Source organism: Paenibacillus sp. JCM 18996 (assembly GCF_055392555.1).
This window is the reverse complement of sequence record NZ_AP043884.1, coordinates 1,833,004-1,851,537: the sequence shown is the minus strand read 5'-3', so window position 1 is coordinate 1,851,537 and position 18,534 is coordinate 1,833,004. Positions and strand designations below refer to the sequence as shown.

At 51.4% G+C, this 18,534-nt stretch carries 18 protein-coding genes and 1 riboswitch; of the genes, 12 read left to right on the top strand and 6 right to left on the bottom strand.

All coding sequences use genetic code 11. The annotated features are described in order from the left end of the window. The first annotated feature begins 150 nt into the window (after positions 1-150). From ACZ5N7_RS09195 to ACZ5N7_RS09165, 7 genes are all read left to right on the top strand, one after another. Positions 151-1,179, top strand: a complete 1,029-nt coding sequence (locus ACZ5N7_RS09195) for a BMP family lipoprotein (protein WP_464658914.1) — start codon at positions 151-153, stop codon at positions 1,177-1,179. Positions 1,180-1,475: 296 nt separating this feature from the next. Then, positions 1,476-1,709: a hypothetical protein gene (locus tag ACZ5N7_RS09190; RefSeq protein ID WP_464658912.1), complete on the top strand. Its 234-nt coding sequence runs from the start codon at positions 1,476-1,478 to the stop codon at positions 1,707-1,709. A 29-nt stretch (positions 1,710-1,738) separates the two neighbouring features. Then, a complete protein-coding gene (locus tag ACZ5N7_RS09185) occupies positions 1,739-2,449 on the top strand; it encodes a FadR/GntR family transcriptional regulator (RefSeq protein WP_464658910.1) in 711 nt (236 codons plus the stop codon). Between the two features lie 135 nt (positions 2,450-2,584). Next, a complete protein-coding gene (locus ACZ5N7_RS09180; RefSeq protein ID WP_464658908.1) occupies positions 2,585-3,370 on the top strand; it encodes a (Fe-S)-binding protein in 786 nt (261 codons plus the stop codon). Beyond that, a complete protein-coding gene (locus ACZ5N7_RS09175) occupies positions 3,367-4,875 on the top strand; it encodes a LutB/LldF family L-lactate oxidation iron-sulfur protein (protein ID WP_464658906.1) in 1,509 nt (502 codons plus the stop codon). The genes ACZ5N7_RS09180 and ACZ5N7_RS09175 overlap by 4 nt, the downstream gene beginning before the upstream one ends. Further along, positions 4,868-5,821 (top strand): LutC/YkgG family protein, encoded by a 954-nt coding sequence (locus ACZ5N7_RS09170; RefSeq protein ID WP_464658904.1) that lies wholly within the window; start codon positions 4,868-4,870, stop codon positions 5,819-5,821. The genes ACZ5N7_RS09175 and ACZ5N7_RS09170 overlap by 8 nt, the downstream gene beginning before the upstream one ends. A 451-nt stretch (positions 5,822-6,272) precedes the next feature. After that, entirely contained in the window at positions 6,273-6,953 is a 681-nt protein-coding gene (locus tag ACZ5N7_RS09165; protein ID WP_464658903.1) for a uracil-DNA glycosylase, read from the top strand. Positions 6,954-7,060: 107 nt separating this feature from the next. Here ACZ5N7_RS09165 and ACZ5N7_RS09160 read toward each other — a convergent pair whose 3' ends face one another. The 5 genes from ACZ5N7_RS09160 to map all read right to left on the bottom strand — a co-directional run bounded on the left by ACZ5N7_RS09160 (position 7,061) and on the right by map (position 12,838). Next, a complete protein-coding gene (locus tag ACZ5N7_RS09160) occupies positions 7,061-8,176 on the bottom strand; it encodes a Ger(x)C family spore germination protein (protein ID WP_464658901.1) in 1,116 nt (371 codons plus the stop codon). Next, positions 8,166-9,308, bottom strand: a complete 1,143-nt coding sequence (locus ACZ5N7_RS09155) for a GerAB/ArcD/ProY family transporter (protein ID WP_464658899.1) — start codon at positions 9,306-9,308, stop codon at positions 8,166-8,168. Before ACZ5N7_RS09155 ends, ACZ5N7_RS09160 begins: the two co-directional genes overlap by 11 nt. Beyond that, positions 9,298-10,788 (bottom strand): spore germination protein, encoded by a 1,491-nt coding sequence (locus ACZ5N7_RS09150; protein ID WP_464658898.1) that lies wholly within the window; start codon positions 10,786-10,788, stop codon positions 9,298-9,300. Before ACZ5N7_RS09150 ends, ACZ5N7_RS09155 begins: the two co-directional genes overlap by 11 nt. Before the next feature lie 165 nt (positions 10,789-10,953). Further along, positions 10,954-12,066, bottom strand: a complete 1,113-nt coding sequence (gene ytvI / locus ACZ5N7_RS09145; RefSeq protein ID WP_464658896.1) for a sporulation integral membrane protein YtvI — start codon at positions 12,064-12,066, stop codon at positions 10,954-10,956. Positions 12,067-12,088: 22 nt separating this feature from the next. Then, entirely contained in the window at positions 12,089-12,838 is a 750-nt protein-coding gene (gene map / locus ACZ5N7_RS09140; protein ID WP_464658894.1) for a type I methionyl aminopeptidase, read from the bottom strand. A 228-nt stretch (positions 12,839-13,066) separates the two neighbouring features. On the opposite strand from map, the gene ACZ5N7_RS09135 reads away from it, so the two are divergent. From ACZ5N7_RS09135 to helD, 3 genes are all read left to right on the top strand, one after another. Next, positions 13,067-13,369 carry a HesB/IscA family protein gene (locus tag ACZ5N7_RS09135; protein ID WP_464658893.1) on the top strand — a complete coding sequence of 101 codons (303 nt, stop codon included), beginning with the start codon at positions 13,067-13,069 and terminating at the stop codon, positions 13,367-13,369. 28 nt (positions 13,370-13,397) lie between these two features. Continuing rightward, positions 13,398-13,622 carry a YuzB family protein gene (locus ACZ5N7_RS09130; RefSeq protein ID WP_464658891.1) on the top strand — a complete coding sequence of 75 codons (225 nt, stop codon included), beginning with the start codon at positions 13,398-13,400 and terminating at the stop codon, positions 13,620-13,622. Positions 13,623-13,788: 166 nt separating this feature from the next. Then, positions 13,789-16,050, top strand: a complete 2,262-nt coding sequence (helD, locus tag ACZ5N7_RS09125; RefSeq protein WP_464658889.1) for an RNA polymerase recycling motor HelD — start codon at positions 13,789-13,791, stop codon at positions 16,048-16,050. Between the two features lie 71 nt (positions 16,051-16,121). Here the strand turns inward: helD and ACZ5N7_RS09120 are convergent, their stop codons facing one another. Further along, positions 16,122-16,289 carry a TylF/MycF/NovP-related O-methyltransferase gene (locus ACZ5N7_RS09120; RefSeq protein ID WP_464659212.1) on the bottom strand — a complete coding sequence of 56 codons (168 nt, stop codon included), beginning with the start codon at positions 16,287-16,289 and terminating at the stop codon, positions 16,122-16,124. Between the two features lie 200 nt (positions 16,290-16,489). Further along, positions 16,490-16,581, top strand: a riboswitch (cyclic di-GMP riboswitch). Between the two features lie 83 nt (positions 16,582-16,664). On the opposite strand from ACZ5N7_RS09120, the gene ACZ5N7_RS09115 reads away from it, so the two are divergent. Further along, positions 16,665-16,961 (top strand): hypothetical protein, encoded by a 297-nt coding sequence (locus ACZ5N7_RS09115; RefSeq protein WP_464658888.1) that lies wholly within the window; start codon positions 16,665-16,667, stop codon positions 16,959-16,961. Positions 16,962-17,113: 152 nt separating this feature from the next. Next, positions 17,114-18,361, top strand: coding sequence for a threonine ammonia-lyase IlvA (gene ilvA / locus ACZ5N7_RS09110; protein WP_464658887.1), 1,248 nt, complete (start codon positions 17,114-17,116; stop codon positions 18,359-18,361). The last annotated feature ends 173 nt before the right edge of the window (positions 18,362-18,534 follow it).

Below are 18,534 nucleotides of genomic sequence, written 5' to 3'. Positions count from 1 at the left end.
CGGCTTGTTTTGAGATCCCAGTGAAAGGAACCGGATCTGGCTCAGACGCTTTGTTTCACTGAGTGGCAAATAACAGAATAAATGCCCAATATTTATTCATACTAATAGTGACTTTTTAAAAATTTGCACATCGCTCAGGAGGTATTCCCTTTGAAACCAATAATCAAGCTCGGTTCGGTTTTGTTAATCTCTATTAGCCTGATTCTCCCGGGCTGCGGAAATAAAGGGCCAGCAAGCAATCCCGGCACCTCCGGACAAGGCAAACCAAGCGGCCCGCACATCGGAATGGTCACCGACACAGGCGGGGTCAACGACAAATCTTTTAACCAAAGCGCATGGGAGGGCCTGCAGAGACTTGAAAAGGATACCGGCGCGCGGGTAAAGTATTTGCAGAGCAAGTCTGATGCGGATTACGTGACAAACCTGAACACTTTTGTAAAGGACAACTACTTGTTAAGCTGGGGAATCGGATTCCTGATCTCCGATGCCGTCAAGCAGGTGGCGGCACAGAACAAGGATGCGAAGCTCGGGATTATCGATAACGTGGTGGATGCTCCTAATGTGGTATCGGTTACTTTTGCGGAGAATGAGGGCTCTTACCTTGTCGGTGTCGTCGCGGGAATGATGACCAAAACGGGAAAAGTTGGCTTTGTGGGAGGAATCGATTCCCCTCTGATCAAGAAGTTCGAAGCAGGCTTTAAAGCCGGGGTTGCGGCAGCGAATCCATCTGTAACTGTAGCGGTGAACTATGCGGGAGCTTTTGACAAGCCGGATACGGGAAAAGCGGCGGCTTCCACTTTATACAATAACGGTGCCGACATTATTTTTCACGCGGCAGGGGCTACGGGAAACGGAGTGTTCAATGAAGCGCGGGACCGCCAGAAGAACAGCTCAAAAGTATGGGTTATCGGTGTGGACAAGGATCAATCCCTGGATTACGGCAACGACATCACGCTGACCTCGATGGTGAAACATGTGGACCAAGCGATTTACCAGGTCTCGAAGGATGCGGCGGGCGGGACATTGCAGGGCGGAAAGGTCATCACGTTGGGATTGAAGGAGAACGGTGTGGGGCTGCCGGATACCTCCAGAAAGAACGTGCCTGAGGATGTTTTGAAAAAGGTGGACGAGTACAAGCAAAAAATTATCAACGGTGAGATCAAAGTGCCCGTCAAGTGAAACGTGCGCTGTTCGGACTCAGAGCGGTGTGGAAGCTTCGGAAAATGACCGCGATACCAAAAAACTCTCTATAAAGGAGCGGTATACCGTACCGTTCCTTTAAATTCTTTTTTACCGGGAAATATCTGTCGAAAACCCGGGTTCCGCTAAATTGGCTGGCAGGGGCACGAGGAACTCGTGACCAGCAATAACACCGCTGTAGTGAAACGCTCACTTTTTTGCTGGAGTGTCATTTTACGGTGTACCGGGTATTGGAGTATAATAAACAGTAAAGTACGAACAGGAGGCAGACCGCCATGAGAAAGTTGCTGTCCTTACGCCACTGGTCCCATGTTTTCCGGCGGGTTTTCCGACTGCTCAGATCGCCGCAGATCCCTTTGTCCGAAAAGCTGCTGCTTCTCGTTCCCGCCATCCTTTACTGGGTGCTCCCGGATATCATGCCGTTCGTTCCTATTGACGATATAGCCGTTACGATGTTCCTCGCCAACTGGTTTTCCGCCAGAATGGAGAAAAAGTACCCTTTGCAATGAAGACGACCTGAAGCCGAAAGAGTGATGTTATGGAGATAGAGAAGCTGGCTCACCGCAAGATTTACGAAGTGATTGCCGACAAAATGAAGGCCCAGATTATCGAAGGCCGGCTGCAGCCGGGAGAGAAGCTGCCTTCCGCACGGGAATTGTCCGAAAGCTTTCAGGTCGGCCGTTCTACGGTAAGGGAAGCGCTCAGCGCTTTAAAAGCAATGGGGCTGGTGGAAATCCGTCACGGAGAAGGCACTTATGTGCGAAGCGTAGATCCGGCCTCCCTGGAGATGCCGCGTTTGGATTCGTTCCTGTTAAGCCGGGAAACGGTTCTGGAGCTGCTGGAAGCCCGCAAAGCGCTGGAGGTGGCCAATGCCGAACTGGCTGCGGTAAAACGCACGGAAGCGGATCTTGCAGCCTTCGAAGAAATACTGCAGCGGATGGAGCGGCATCTCGGAGATGAACGCGAGGGGGAACAAGCGGATGTCCTTTTTCATACGACTCTTGCCCAGGCCACTCATAATTCCATAATGGTCCGGCTGCTGGAGACGATCTCCGAGAAGATGGAAGCCGCTATCCGCGAGACACGCAGGCTGCAAATGTATTCGTCCTCTTCCGTGTCCGCGCAGTTGTGGCAGGAGCACCGGAGCATTTTTGAAGCAGTGAGGAAGGGCGATGCGGGAGAAGCGGCGGAACAGATGAAGGTGCATCTTTTTCATGTCGAGAAGGTGCTGATCAGCCATTTGAGATAAGGCAAGCCGGCTCTGCGGGGAGCCTGATTTTACCGGTGTTCCGGGATATCACTCTGTTGCTATATAATTTGGCTTCACAAAATTCAACTTATCTGATAACCTGATAAGTAATGAAGACCAAAAGAGGTGACTGATGTGAAGGTTTCCCTGTTTATTACCTGTCTTGCCGACCAATTGTACCCGCAGGTTGGAGTAAGCGCTGTCAGACTGCTTGCGCGGTACGGCTGCGAAGTGGATTTTCCCGAAGGGCAGACCTGCTGCGGCCAGCCCGCTTTCAACAGCGGTTACCAGGACGAAACGCGCGAGGTGGCGCGCCGGATGATCCGGGCTTTTGAGCACAGCGATTATGTTGTCTCCCCTTCCGGTTCCTGTACAGGCATGATCCACCATTACTATCCTTATCTGTTCGAGAAGGAGCCCGAATGGAAGAAGAAGGCCGAACAGCTCGTGGAGAAGACTTACGAATTCTCGCAGTTTTTGGTGCAGGTTCTTGGTCTGGAGGATTTGGGGGCCGAGTTTTCCGAAACGGTGACCTACCATCCGTCATGCCATGCGATGAGGCTGCTGGGAGTGAAGGAGGAGCCCGTCAAGCTGCTGTCGTCGGTGCAGGGCATGACAATGGAGGAGCTTCCCCATAAAGAGGACTGCTGCGGGTTCGGAGGGACTTTTGCCGTGAAAATGGCGGATATGTCCGAGGCTATGGTCTGTGAAAAAGCGGTGAATGTGTGCAGGACGGGGGCTTCTGTGCTGGTGGGAACCGACATGGGCTGCCTGATGAACATCGGTGGACGGTTAAACAAAGAAGGCCGGCCGATTCGCGTGATGCATCTGGCGGAGCTGCTGGAGGAAGGCGTGAACAATAAGGAACGCAAGCCTGGAGCGGACCGGGCGGCGGCAGGGAAAGGAAGTGGAACTGAATGAGCCGGGCATTGGAAAAGGAAGCGCTGATCGGCAGCGGGTTAAAGGCAAGAACGGAGAAGGCGCTGGGCGACGAGTTTCTGCGCAAAGCGGTAGCGTTTACAACCGACAAACTGCGGACCGGCCGGCTTGGCGCGGCTGCTGATCTCGGCGATTGGGAGATTTGGCGGGAACGGGGGAGAGCTATCCGCCAGCACACGGTTTCCCATCTGGACTACTATTTGACGCAGTTCAGCGACAATGTGGCCAAGGCGGGGGGCCATGTTTACTTTTGCCGTACAGGGGCAGAGGCGGTGCGCCGTTTTCTGGACATTGCGGAGAGCAAACAGGCCAAGCTGGTCGCCAAAGGAAAGTCGATGGTGTCCGAGGAAATGCACCTCAACCATCATTTGGAGGAGAGAGGCATCGAAGCGATCGAAACCGACCTCGGGGAGTACATTCTCCAGCTTGCCAAAGAGACGCCTTCGCACTTGATTATCCCTGCGATCCACAAAAACAAGCAGCAGATCGCAGATTTGTTCGCTGATGAGTCGGGCAAGCAGTTTCCGCCGGAAACGAAGGTACTCGCGGCTTACGCGAAAGAAAAGCTTCGCAATTATTTCCTCGAAGCGGACATCGGGCTGACCGGCTGCAACTTCGGCGTGGCAGAATCGGGGTCTATCACCCTCGTGTCGAACGAGGGGAACGGCCGTATGGTGTCGACGCTGCCGAAGACCCATGTGGTCGTAATGGGGATGGAGCGGCTTATCCCGACGTTCGAGGACCTCGAAGTCATGCTGAACCTGCTGGCGCGGAGCGCCACCGGTCAAAAGCTGACGACGTATACGTCGTTGATCACGGGACCCCGCCGGCCGGCCGACCTTGACGGGCCGGACGAGCTGCACGTGATCATCCTGGACAACGGGCGCTCGGCGCAGCTCGGCGACCCGGTGTTCCAGGATGTGCTGCACTGCATCCGCTGTGCAGCCTGCCTTAACGTATGCCCGGTATACCGCCAGGTCGGCGGGCATACGTACGGCTCCGTGTACAGCGGCCCGATCGGCGCTGTACTGACCCCTCTCCTTCAGCAGGACATGAAGGAGGCGGGGCAGCTTGCTTACGCGTCCAGCTTATGCGGCGCGTGCTATGAGGCGTGCCCGGTGAAAATCCCGCTGCACGACATGCTGGTTCACCTTCGCCACCGCAAGGTGAAGATGAAGCTCACGCCGATTGCCGAGCGGATGGCCTTCAAGACCTTCCAATTCGCCTTCGGGAATGTGGCGGTCTACAAGGCCGCGACGAAATCGGCGTACTACATGCAGAAGCCGCTCGCGCGAGGCGGCTTCATCAAGAACGGGCCCGGCCCACTCGCGGGCTGGACACAATCGCGCTTCCTGCCAATGAAGCCGAAGATGTCGTTCCGCGAGCGCTGGCAGGCGCTGCAACAGGAGCTGAAGCATGCTGCACGGCAGCAAGCGCCTGAGGCAGCCGCCCCTCCCGCTTCCAGGGGAGGTGACCTGCATGGCTAATGCCAATCAGACCGGCATTATACAAGGCCGCGAAGCCTTCATGAGCAATGTGGCCCGGCGATTGGGCCGCGGCGAGCCTTTGAAGGCTCCGCCGGAAAGGCAGCACGTCGGGGCACCGGAACATTACCGGGCCATCCGCTTGAATCAGGACGAGAACGTCCGATTGTTTATGCAGAACTGGACGGCGCTGAGCGGAAAGGTGCTGGTCGTCCGGGAACAGGAAGCCGAGCCCGCTGTCAAAGCTTTCCTGCTGGAAGCGGTGCGGGAGCTGGAAGTAAATAGAATCACCCGCTGGGAGCATGACGGGCTGATTGCGCTGAACCTCGACGACTGGTTAGCAGACCAGGGCATCGCTGTAGTGCCCTGGCGGCAAGACGCAGACGAAGCACCGGCAGCATCCCTTAGCTCAAACGCGTCTGAAGCACTAGGTTCACCCGCTGCTTTGTCTGCCCTTACCTCAAACGCATTAGCAGCGTCGACCGGAGCCCTTGAGCCAGCTGCAGCAAAGGCCGAGCTGCCGGAGACTCCGTTTGCCGGTGACAGCAAACTGTTAAACTCCAAAGCGTCGCAGGCACTGGAGCAAGCGGCTGCCGAGGCCGGGCCGACGCGCTGGAGCCGGCGCAGCGGGCTGCTACAGGCGGCGGAGCGCTGCCAGATGGGCATCGTCTGGCCGGACTACGCAATAGCTAATACGGGAACGCTGGCGCTTGCCGCACACGGAGGCAGAGGAAGGTCGGTCAGCCTGCTTCCTTCCATTCTTTTCGCCGTGTTCCGGGCGGACCAGCTCAGGACACGGATGGGAGAGGTGTTCGCCGAATTGGATCCGGATGAGATGGCTTCGTCGTTTAACCTCATCACCGGCCCGAGCCGAAGCGCAGACATCGAGAACGATTTGACAATCGGAATCCACGGTCCCGGCAAGGTGTACGCTGTCATTATCGAATAGCCGGCACTCCCCGGCCTTGCAATCGCATTATCAAGCCGCTCCCCGTCTTCAATACGGTGTGAGCGGTTTTTTCTTGCAAGACAAGAAAGTATAAATCCCAGGGCAGGGGGCTCTATGACCATTACATCGCGTGGCTCGCCAGCCTATCATGCCCGGCCCTCCATGTAAAGCCGCTTTTAGAATCGTAAACGTATTTTTATTCTGTTTGCAGTGCGTTAATTGTGGGAAATAACGGGGAAAAACCGCATTAGCGGATTAAAGATCCTTTATTTCTGCTCTTGCAATCAGCCTGAAATTGACATCCGGCAGTGGAATTTATAGAATAAAATAAAATTTAAACGACTTAGAAATCGCTAGCATTTGATTAATTGTTCCGGCGGAGGCCGTACTATGCTTGAGCAGGTCAACCTGTGGGAACTTACCGTATGAAACCGTGCAGGGGGTGATGTGCATGCTCGATTTGCCGAATGACTGGCAGGCTTTATTGGAGCCGGAAATGGACAAGCCGTATTTCAAGGAGTTAACCGAATTTTTGGAGAATGAGTACCGATCCGGCCAAATATTTCCCGGTCGGGAGCATTTGTTTCAAGCGCTTCGTCTAACCTCCTATGAAGACACCAAGGCCGTAATCCTCGGCCAGGATCCATATCACGGACCCGGTCAAGCGCATGGACTGAGCTTTTCCGTCCGGTCGGGAGTCGCCGCTCCGCCTTCCCTTAAGAATATTCTGAAGGAGTACAAGGAAGACACCGGCAACCCCATCCCTGAGCACGGCTGCCTGACGGACTGGGCGGAGCAGGGCGTACTGATGCTCAACACCGTCCTAACCGTTCGATCGGGCGAACCGAATTCCCACAGGAACAAGGGTTGGGAAAAATTTACCGACCGGATTATTTCTCTGCTTAACCAGAAGGAGCAGCCTGTCGTTTTTATACTGTGGGGATCCCCGGCGCAAAAAAAGCTGCATTTGATCGATACCGCAAAGCATGGTGTGGTCGCTTCAGCACATCCCAGCCCGCTTAGCGCGAGACGCGGATTCTTCGGCAGCAGACCGTTCTCCAAAGCTAACGAGTTCCTTGTACGCCAAGGCTTGGAGCCGATTGACTGGAAGCTGCAGGACTGCCGGCTGTGATAGTACGTTCATATTGACTTCACCTTGCGAGGGTTGCTTTGTACCGGGGGATCCCCGCAAAGTAATAGGAATAAGCTTTCAGAGGTGCCTTCACTTTACGGCTATATTCACTGTGCCTTTCCGGTACGCATGATCTTCGTTTGAACATCGATGTCGAACTTTGCTTTTGAAAAATCGCTGTGCCACTGGTCATGAGTTATATTCGAATTCCGGTTGGAAGAACGGTACACTTCCCCAAAACCAAAAGGATCCACGGGAATCTGCTGCATCTTCTCCAACAACTGCCGGCACTGCGCCTGCAGTTTATTGTCTATGGCCTTTTCAAGCTTTCCGAGCGTGCCGGGATCTCCGAAATTAAAGCTGGACGTCGCCTCCTGAAGATCCACTTTCATCTTGATTTTTACTTTAAATTGTAAATTTTCAGCCGACACAAGCTTTAAACTGCTTCGGCTGTGGATGTTATTGAGCACCACATTCAGCCGATCCCCTTCTGCAGGCAGATCGCCGATATCATCCTTTGTCAGATTAAACTCCATAAAGCCGGTCTTGAATCGGCCTCTGATCAGCTTGATCAGCAGGCTGTCGCGCATAGACAGAGTATGCACCATTTTGTCATTGTTAAAAACGGCTACATTCTTTATTACAATTTGATCCCCCTGGCGCGCCAGTATCGGAAGGACCGGATCCTCCAAAGCGTACAAGGAGTACAGAAACTCATGCAGCGTACAGGAAATCAAATCTTCTCCCTGTATATTCTGACGCAGCAGATTGAACAAGAAAGCGCCGATATTTTTGATATGGGAATATCTATGGGACAGAAAATCATGCACATCCCCGTCGACAACGGACAAATACACGGCGTTCGAAATCTGCGGGTCCCGGAATAAAGTGCCCGTCAGGCTTTGCAGCCCTTTTTGAGCAAGCTCTTTACTGTACAGAACAACACGAAGCTGCCCGGCCAGCAGTTTTTTACCGGATTTTCTGTTTTCATTTTCGCGCAGTCCTTTGCTTGTTGCGGCGGTACTGGTGATGACCTGTACTTCCGTTTGCGAACCGGGTTCGACCTGCTGGACTACGGTAGAAGCTTTCAAGTTGCCGTCAGTCCCTGTTTCATATCCCGCTGCGACCACAAGCCCGATTCTCTCCAGAATCCTGGTCGTGGAGCAGCCGGTTAATGTGACAATTGCCAGCAGAAGCAGGCCCGCTCTCCAATTACGCTTCATTGGCTTCACCCTTTTTCCGGTGTTTTTTGATTGCGGCTTTTAGCAAAACTGCAAGATAAAGGACCAGAGGGTAGATGAACAGGAGGTAGAACGAAAAGTTGGAGAACTGGTTGTTTAAGGCATCGATTTGCTGGCGAGACTGAAAAAACAAGCTGCCGATAAAGATAAGCAGGACTGCAGGCACTACAGCTTGTTTTTGTTTAATGTGCCACATTTTTTTTGCTCCTTTGCTTGCCGCCCAAATGTACAGCGACATGTTCGGAATAATGACCAAAAGCCATATACTGACACCTACAAACTCGAATCTCTCAAGAAACGGAAACCTGATGTTGGACATCATCGTAAATGTGGCCCAATCCGAACGGACCAGCTCTTCATCGCTAAAAAATGCTATGGCCGACACGATGACGATCGTGTAAATCGTCGTAGTGAGCCATGAACCGCTATGTGCATATAAGGAAGCTTTACTTTTCTGCTTAATATAGGGGTAGACGAAATAAATCAATTCGAATCCGGCCATTGTGAAGGACATATCTTTAACGCCGCTCAGCAGCTTCCCCGGGTTCGCTTCCATTATGGGAAGAAGATGTCTCCAATGGGCGTATTGAAGCGGTGCGTAGATTAGAAAGATCATCCACAAGGTAAAAAGCGAAAAAAGCAAGCATGTCCCTACAAGGACCCGAATGCCCCCGGTTATGGTGTAAATTGCCAGGCAGGCCAGCAAGAGAGCGATTGCCCATGTGTTTATGTCGGGGAATAGCCAAACCTGCACCATTTCTATGTAGTTTCTCATGATAACCATGCTAGCGATAAGCAGATATAGTATGTATAGCGCATTAACCGCGTTTCCCGCCCATTTGCCGTAGATTTCGCGTTGAATTTCAAAAAGATCCTTGTCTTTGAATTTTTCCAATGTTTTCAGCATCACCGAAATCAGGATATGCACGCAGACTCCTGAAAGCAGCACGGAAATCCACGCGTCGTGTCCGGCGTCTTTATAGATTACGCGCTCAAAGCCGACAAGGCCGACTCCCGTTTGGACTTTATAAACAACAAAAACAAGCAGGAAAGCGCTGAACAGGAAAGGTCTGCTTGTTTGCTTTCCTTCGGTTGTTAAAGTATCAGTCTTCATCGATATCTTTTCCTTCTTTCTTGCGGTTTGTCATGTGCCATAGATCCTCATTTTGGATGAGCGGCGAACGTATACCGAAGAAAGCAAAAGGCATTCGGAATATCGTGTCCTTTACTTTAGACGGCTTGAGCGGATAGAAAGGAAAAAGATACGATTTTTTCAGCGAAGTCTGGCGGATCAGGTGAATGAGCAGAAAGGCCATGCCTGCCGTAATTCCCAAAAAGCCGAGAGTTCCGGCAAGAAGAATCATGGGAAAGCGGAGAATCCTTATGGATGTGCTCATGTTGTAAACCGGCGTGGTGTAGGAGGACAGCGCGCTTAGAGCGACAATAATGATCAGTATATTGCTGGTGAATCCGGCCTGCACAGCCGCCTGTCCGATCACGATACCACCTACGATACCGATCGTTTGGCCGATTTTGGTTGGAAGCCGCGCTCCCGCCTCCGCAAGCAGCTCGATAATGTACTCCAGGAACAAAGCCTCGAACAGCGGAGGAAATGGAACCTGGGTGCGGGATCTGGATAAAGAAACGACTAGCGCCTGCGGGATGACCTCATAATGAAAAGTAAGCGCCGCAACGTAAAAAGCGGTAAACATCAAAGACATGAATAAAGCCGTTACCCTTAACAGGCGAATAAATGTGGTTCGCTCCCAGCGAGTGTAGTGGTCTTCCGTCGATTTGAAAAAATCGATGAAAGTCACCGGAGTAATGATGGCAAAGGAGCTTCCCCCTACAAAAAGGACCATTTTTCCCTGCAGAAGGGCAAATACGGTGCGGTCCACCCGTTCGGTCATCAGCATTTGCGGAAATAAAGACATCGAATTGTCTTCGATCCACTGGACCAGCATCGCGCTGTCAATAACCGCTTCAAAATCCACGTCCTGGATTTTTCGCTTGATAAGCTCAACGTCTTCCTGCTTGACGAGATCTTTCAAATAAAACACAGCCACCTGCGTATTTGTCCTCTTGCCTATATTCAGCGATTCCTGGACCAATGAAGGGCTTGGCAGATATGCGGTGAGCAGATTAATGTTGCTCTGTATGCTCTCCGTATATGCAATCCTTGGGCCGAGGATCTGGTCTTCCACTTTAGGCGTGTCTACCGATCTTGCAGCCCGTTTGTAAGTATTGACGAGTAAACCTTTAGCGGTGCCGTCCACCTGCATATAAGTCCATCCGGCGAGAATGAGACTTATTATTTCTTTGAAATCCTTCGCCATTCTGTTTTCCGCTACAGGAATTTTGTGCAGCAGATGGTCTACGGTTACAGGCTCCGATTCCCGAAACGTGATGGCAGGCAGGAGGTCCCGATTCATCATGGCGCTGTCCACCAAGGATCGAAAATAGAACAGACATATCTTTTTATTGTTGTATTGAATACATTTCATTTGCAGATCGGCATTATCGGATAAATTTACCTTCAGAGAATCCTGCATTTCTTTGCAGGATTGGGGGATATCGATTCTGCTCAGAAGCATATCCGGCGCTCCTTTCCGGTGCATGGTCTGATTTGTAGCTTTTCCCATCACGGGTAAAAAAATGTACCGGACATGCCTCCACACATATGAATCACCAGGTGAGCGGCAAAAAAAACCGTTTCGGCGGAAACGGTTTGGATGGAGAAACGATATCGTTTCGATCTATTATTTATACACTGCAGCTTCGTATTCTTCCTCAGGCAGGCGGATCCACTTCTTCAAGTATCCTTGTTCGTGCAGAGCTTTGATTGTAATGATCAGCACAGGAGCAATGATCAAGCCGGAGACGCCGAACAAGGACAGCGAAACGATCATGAACGACAGCATTGTAAAGGCCGATACGCCGAGAGTGTCTCCTGTAATTTTGGGCTCGAGGATCTGCCTCGTCCCCATCGCGACGGCCAGGAGCACAAGCAGAGACACCGCCATATTGGTATTGCCGACAATGAACAGATAAACGATCCACGGCACGAAAATGACAGGCACGCCAAGCAGCGGCAGGATATCGAAAAAGGCGGACAAGAGCGCCAGTGAGAACGCGTTGCCTACTCCCAGGATAATGAGGCCGGCCAGAACGATGGCGAAAGTGATGGAAACCAGCTTGAGCTGGGCTTTGATATATCCGATTATGCCGCGCAAGACATTGTGTTTAACGAAATAGTAAGCGGTTTTGAACGTTCTCGGGGTATTCTCTGCCGCTGATCTTTTCCAGAAATCGATCTCCGTGCTCAGGAAATACGCCAGGACAATACCTATGACAAAATTGGCGGCAAAAGAGAAAATCGCGCCGGAGAACGAGGTCAGAAAGCCGTAAATCGCTCCAAGCAGATAGGTGGCGATTTTGGACAGGTTATCCGTAAAGGAAGCGAAGTAATCTTTGATCTGCTGCACAAGATCTGGCGGGAGCGATGCCCACCGGTTCTGCAGGTCGGGAATCCTGTAATTGATCTGCTCCTGCAGAAGGGCGGTATAGCGCGGAATGATTTCCTTCAGCGCCAGAATCTGCGAAGCCACAATGACGCCCAATCCGACCAGCACGGCCAGAACCAGCAGTACGAAGATAAGGGTGGAGAAGGCGGAGGCCATCGGTTTCTTCAATCCTCTGCGGTGAAGGAGACGGGCCAGCGGTTCGATGATCAGGAAAATGATAAAAGCGAGAAAGATCGGCGCCGCAATCCTGTAGATATAGCTGAAGAGCAGCATGAATAAATACACGGTCAGCAGCAGCAGCGCGATGTCGAACGCCGTTTTGTAGTATTTTTTATAGAAGGAAAGCATCGTCCTACCTCCGAAATTCCGATTACTTTTGCTCGGTCAGGATGAGCGGCCCGTCCGAGGTTATGGCGATCGTATGCTCATACTGCGCGGACAGGCTGCCGTCCCAGGTTCTTGCGGTCCAGCCGTCTTCTTCCACGTAGCTGTAGTGCTGGCCGATATTGAGCATCGGCTCGATCGTAATGACCATGCCTTCCTTGAGGCGTGTTCCCCTGCCAGCCGGGCCGTAGTGCGGAACCTGCGGTTCCTCGTGCATCTGCTGTCCGATCGCATGGCCGCAGAAGTCCCGTACGACCGAGTAGCCTTTGCTCTCGGCGTATTTCTGGATCGCGCTCGATATATCTCCGATCCGGTTGCCGACCACCGCTTTCTCGATGCCGAGGTAGAGCGATTCCTTGGTCGTCTGAAGAAGGCGCCTGGCTTCATCCGAAACTTGGCCGACCTCATAGGACCAGGCCGAGTCCGCCAGCCAGCCGTTAAGGTTGACGACCATATCGATCGTCACAATGTCGCCTTCCTTGAGCGGCTCGGCCTTCGGGAATCCGTGGCAGATCACATCGTTGATGGAAGCGCACGTGGCGAAAGGGTATCCGTGATACCCTTTCTGCTCGGGAGTCGCCCCGTGGCGGGCCAAATACTGCTCTACGAATTGGTCGATCTCTATAGTCGTAATGCCCGGCCGTATCATCCGCGCAATTTCTTTGTGGCAGGAGGCCAGAATTTCTCCCGCTTTCTTCATGTAACCGATTTGTTCTCTTGTCTTGATCGTCATCATGGTTGATGTTCACCTCTGTCTTAAGGGTAGCGCGGCAAAAGCGCATACAGCCATCATACCGAAAATCGGCTTCAGTTTCCATTGGCTGTATAAAAGAAAGAAAATCTTTTTGATGTTAATATACCCACGGAAGCGGAAGAAGGGGAAAGAATCGAATTATCCGCGCCTGATTGCAATCCGTTTCACGATTCTTTACAATATAGAGAAACTGAGAGGGGAGTGGGCGGCATGAAAGTGAAGATTTCCCGCAATGCGGCGAAAATGCTGCAGCAGGAACTGGACAAGGAAGAGAACAAGGAGCTGAAGCTCCGCGTGCTCGTTACTCATACACATGGAGACCATGCCCACTACGGGATGGATATGGACAAGCCCGGCGAGAATGACGAGGTGGTCATGACCGATAAAGGGATAGAAGTGGTTGTCGCCAAAGACGAACCCCTGCTTGACGGGATCCGCATTGATTATTTTTATGTGCCGGAGGAAGGGTTTGCCATTACAAATCCATCCCACGGCAATCATGGGGACCACTAAAGGCTCTACAGGAAGGTGAAGTTATACCATGGCGAATGACATAAGAATTTGCAACAAATGCAAGCATATGAGTGTCAAGACGGCACTGCCCAAAATCAACAAAATCGCTCCGGAAGCGGAAGTGAAGGTAGGCTGCAAATCCTACTGCGGACCCTGCTCGCGGTTTGCTTTTATCTACATCAACGGCCGGTATGTCACCGGCGCAACCGAGGACGAAGCGATCGAAAAAGCAAAAAAGTATGTAAAACCGTAATCGGACGTGCAGGCGTCCTTTTTTATCGTTCAAGAAAGAAGGATAACCCGGGCGGATTATCCTTCTTTCTAATTCCATTATAGCATACAAATCCACATTTTTACAGACTGTTTCTTCGCGGGCTTTTCTGGTTATAATGCATCTATCTTTATGGGAGGTGCGGAGGATGAATTCATTGGAATGGCAAGCGGAAACACAGCGTCTGGATGAAGTCAAAGGGGTGATCCGGCGCCAGATCGACAGTATGCAGGACACCGTAGAGCACCGCAAATCGGAAATGCGTGAGCTCCGCGAGGAGTTCTGGGACGACACGACTCTGAATACAGCGAACAAAGACGACCTGATGGAAATGAAAGCGAGCATAACGCAGCAGTCGAGGCTCATCCAGGAACAGGAGCGCAGCTACTCCAGAGCCGAATTGGCTATCAGGGCACTGCGGAGGCTGCTGCCTTCCCCTTACTTCGGACGGGTGGATTTTACGGAAAAGGGCGCAAGCGAACCATATACCATTTACATTGGTGTGGCTACGATAACGGATGAAACGTCAAACGAACCCGTCGTTTTGGACTGGAGGGCCCCGATTTCCCAGCTGTTCTACGATCACACTCACGGACCCGCGGAGTATGAAACGCCGGTAGGAAAGCAGGAAGTGGACATACGCTTGAAGCGGCAGTATATCATTCGAGACGGGCGGCTCGAGAATATGCTCGACACGGGCGTCCACGTCGTGGATGAAATGCTCCAGACGATGCTGACGCAGAGCGCCGATGACCGGATGAAGTCGATCGTCACTACGATACAGAGCGAGCAAAACCAGGTGATCCGTGAGACGCGATATCCCCTTGTCATCGTGCAGGGTGCTGCGGGAAGCGGTAAAACCTCCGTTGCCCTGCAGAGGGCGGCCTATCTGCTGTACAAATACCGGAATACGCTGGCAGCCGAGCAGATGATCCTGTTTTCGCCGAATTCCCTGTTTAACGACTATGTATCGAATGTCCTCCCGGAGCTTGGCGAGAACAATATGCGGCAGACAACGCTTCCCGATGTGGTGGCGCATTCCTTGCATGCATGGAAGAAGGAGACGGAGGACTCCTACGGGCAGCTGGAAGCCCTGCTCACTGCGGAAGACGGACCGGATTATGAGGCAAGGCTGGCGGGAATCGAGTGGAAATCGTCGCACGATTTTGTCCGGCTCATTCAAACTTATGTGAAGATGCTGCAGGAACAAGGCATGATGTTTACAAGCTTCCGGATTGAAGATAGAGATATACTTTCGGGGCACAGGATCGGGAACTATTTTTACAGTAAAAATACCCACCTCCCGGTCAGCAGACGCCTGGAAAAACTGAAAGAGCGAGTCGAGGGCGAGCTGGAGGTGCTGCAAAAGGAAGAGGAGCGCGCCCTATACCAAGAGCTGGTCAGGGTTCCCCAATATATCGGGACGGACGTGGAGCTCAGGCAACAGAGCCGGAAGACGATGAACAAAGTTTTCACCGATTTCAGAGCCAGCGTAGAGCGCCTCGAATTTATCGACGTGGAATCGATGTACAGACGGATTTTCTCGGATATGGAGCTGCTGGATAAGCTTCTGCGCGAAAGCGGTGTGAACAAGCCCGAACAATGGAATGCGATCGCTTCGCAAACGTTGGAAAAGATGGAGCATGGAATTATCGCCTACGAGGACGGCGCGGCTGCGCTTTATTTTATGGAGCTGCTGGAGGGAAACCGGCTTTACTCCGGGATCCGCCACGTCATTGTGGACGAAGCCCAGGACTATTCTCCTATCCACTATGCGCTGCTGCATGCGATGTTCCCTCACAGCCATATGACCTTATTGGGAGACCTGAACCAGGGCATCTTCCCTTATTCAAGCGGCCGGAACTACGAGTATGTACGCGAGCGTTACGGAAGCGACAGGACCCGGATGTTTGTGCTGCATAAGAGCTACAGATCCACGAAAGAAATTGTGGAGCTGTCAAAACGCATTGTACCGGAAGGAGAAAATGTGAAGGCCTACAGCCGCAGCGGCGAGCAGCCGGTTATAGATAAGGCCACTTCCCAAGAGGAATTGACCCGGCTGGTCTCTTCGGACATACAACGTCTTCAGGAGCAGGGCGCAAGATCCATTGCGGTGCTATGCAAAACGGCAAAAGAAAGTCTGGCCGCCTATGAGCTGCTGCAGCCGCTTGCGCCTTTGAAGCTGATCACGAAAGATACCCGCACCTTTGTGTCCGGAGTGCTCCTGATGCCCGCGTACTTCGCGAAAGGCTTGGAATTCGACGCTGTCATCATTTTTAATGCCGATGAGGAGATATACGGAAGAGAGAACGAGCGCAAATTGTTTTATACCGCTTGTACAAGAGCGCTGCATCACCTGCATGTATACCATACGGGCCGGCTGACCCCTTTTCTGAGCGGCAATCAGTAATTTTTATAGTAATAAGCGCAGGTTGAAGCGGAGGGATTATCCTTTTCTGGACAATTCATAAAACCGCCCTGTTAGGGCTGTTGATAATAAGGGTTGGAAAGCACAGTGCTTCTCAACCCTTTTATATCACTTTTCTCCAAATAAACACCCATTGCACCCAATACGAATTGCATACATTGATGCAAATTATCCATGCGAAATCTTCCAATCATACTATGTGCAAATGCAGGCCAATCCAGACCTTATGTGTGCCAGTTACTTCAATAAGAAAATCAACATAAAAGTTTAACATTCTCGTTATTTTGGTACATTTCGGCGTGCAGTAGGCCTTTGGCATTAGTCCGCTCAGTAGGAAATAGGTTGCAAGTATGTTGCATTTAGACCATGAATCCTTTATTCTATTTATTAGGAATTACATATTATAACAAGATTCGATAGAAATCGATATTGGCATACATGACGAAAGTCAGCGACGCAATGCTACAGGAGCTTACGCGTATCTGTGGATCCGCATGCCAGCCAGTTGCCGAAGAAACAAGGGATGCTAGTTATAGCAGAATCCCTCCTTCTTGATGGGGAGGTTTTTCATATTTTTGCAGGGAAGGAGGCTCCTCATGCCGTCGATGTATCAGGAAGTGAGAAATGAAGGGTTTTATCTGAAGAACGGGGAAGATGCGATTAAGGTTTCGTATTCATCCAAAGGACCGCTGCTGACCGTAAATGACGAAAGCTACCCGCTGAGCGGCGATAATTGGGACGTTGAGTTCTACGCCGGCAAAGTGTCCCATGTTTTCGTTCTCTATTGGGAAGGTCAAGTGAAGCTGTCTGTACGTTACCCTGCCAATCTCGATCTTCTGATGAACTTGTACCACTATCTTCAGTGGAGTCGCGTAAATAAACAGCTGGCCTAGCCGGATATCATAGAATTGATTGATACTAAAGGATCTCATTTGGAGGTCTTTTTTTGTTAAAATGATACTACTTTACATACGCGGGACAAAAGAGCTATGATTAGTCTAATTTTGATGGATTAGAGCTTGTCTCGCCTGGGGAGGTAACGTTTTTGGGAAAGGTTACGATAGAAAACATCTTGGCTGCGTACCATACGGTAAAAGAAGCCGCCGTGCAGACACCGCTGCAAAGAAATGCCATTTTATCGGACAGATATCAATGCAACGTTTATTTGAAGAGGGAAGACCTGCAGGTGGTCAGATCCTTCAAGATCCGCGGAGCCTATTACCTGATGAAAAGCCTGTCCGATGAGCAGCTGGCCCGCGGAGTGGTATGCGCCAGTGCGGGAAATCACGCCCAGGGGGTTGCTTTTTCCTGCAAAGCATTGGGGGTCACGGGCAATATCTTCATGCCGTCCACGACGCCAAGGCAGAAAATTACACAGGTGAAGCTGTTCGGGGGCCCTTTTGTGGAGGTGATTTTGACGGGGGATACGTTCGATGACGCTTTGAGTGAAGCGTTGAAATATTGTGAGGACCACTCCAAAGTGTTCATACATCCTTTCGACGACGCCAAAGTGATTGCGGGACAAGGGACGGTTGCGGTAGAAATTCTGAATGAGATCAAAGTTCCCGTGGATTATTTGTTCACCTCGATAGGTGGGGGAGGCCTCGCTTCCGGGGTAGGTACCTATATCAAAGCGGTCAGTCCTCATACCAGCATGATCGGAGTGGAGCCGCAGGGGGCGCCGTCCATGAAGCAGTCTTCGGAACGGCAAGAGATCGTCGTGCTGGACAATATGGATAAATTCGTGGACGGGGCCGCTGTGCGCCGGGTCGGCGAGATCACATTTGACATATGCAATCAGGTGATCGACGAATACGTGCTTGTTCCGGAAGGAAAAGTGTGTACGTCCATACTGGAGCTCTATAACGAGAACGCTATCGTTGCGGAGCCCGCGGGCGCCCTGCCGATTGCAGCGCTGGATGCTTACTCGGAGCGGATCATCGGGAAGAACGTGGTCTGTATCGTAAGCGGCGGCAACAACGATATTGAAAGAATGCAGGAGATTAAGGAAAGATCATTGATTTATGAGGGGATGAAGCATTATTTTACGATCAACTTCCCTCAACGGGCCGGAGCTTTACGGGAATTTCTGGATGAGGTTCTCGGACCGACGGACGATATTGCGAGGTTCGAATATACCAAAAAGAACAGCCGCGAGAATGGTCCCGCACTTGTAGGCATTGAGCTCAAGCATAAAGATGACTATGAGCCGCTGATTGATAGAATGGTCAAGAAAGGCGTGCAATTCGCCGAGATCAACAAAGACCCTTATTTGTTCCATTTGTTGATTTGACGGGTGTGGAATTATAAATTGTCCAAAAGAATCTCCCAAAAGTAGAATCTCCTATTGCCAGAAACGAGGTATAGTGGTAATATAAACAGGAAAGTGACGAGCGGAGGAACCGCCTGTGATTGCGTGTATACGTGATCCGGGCGGTTTTTTGTTTTTCTCACAATATTTGTCCT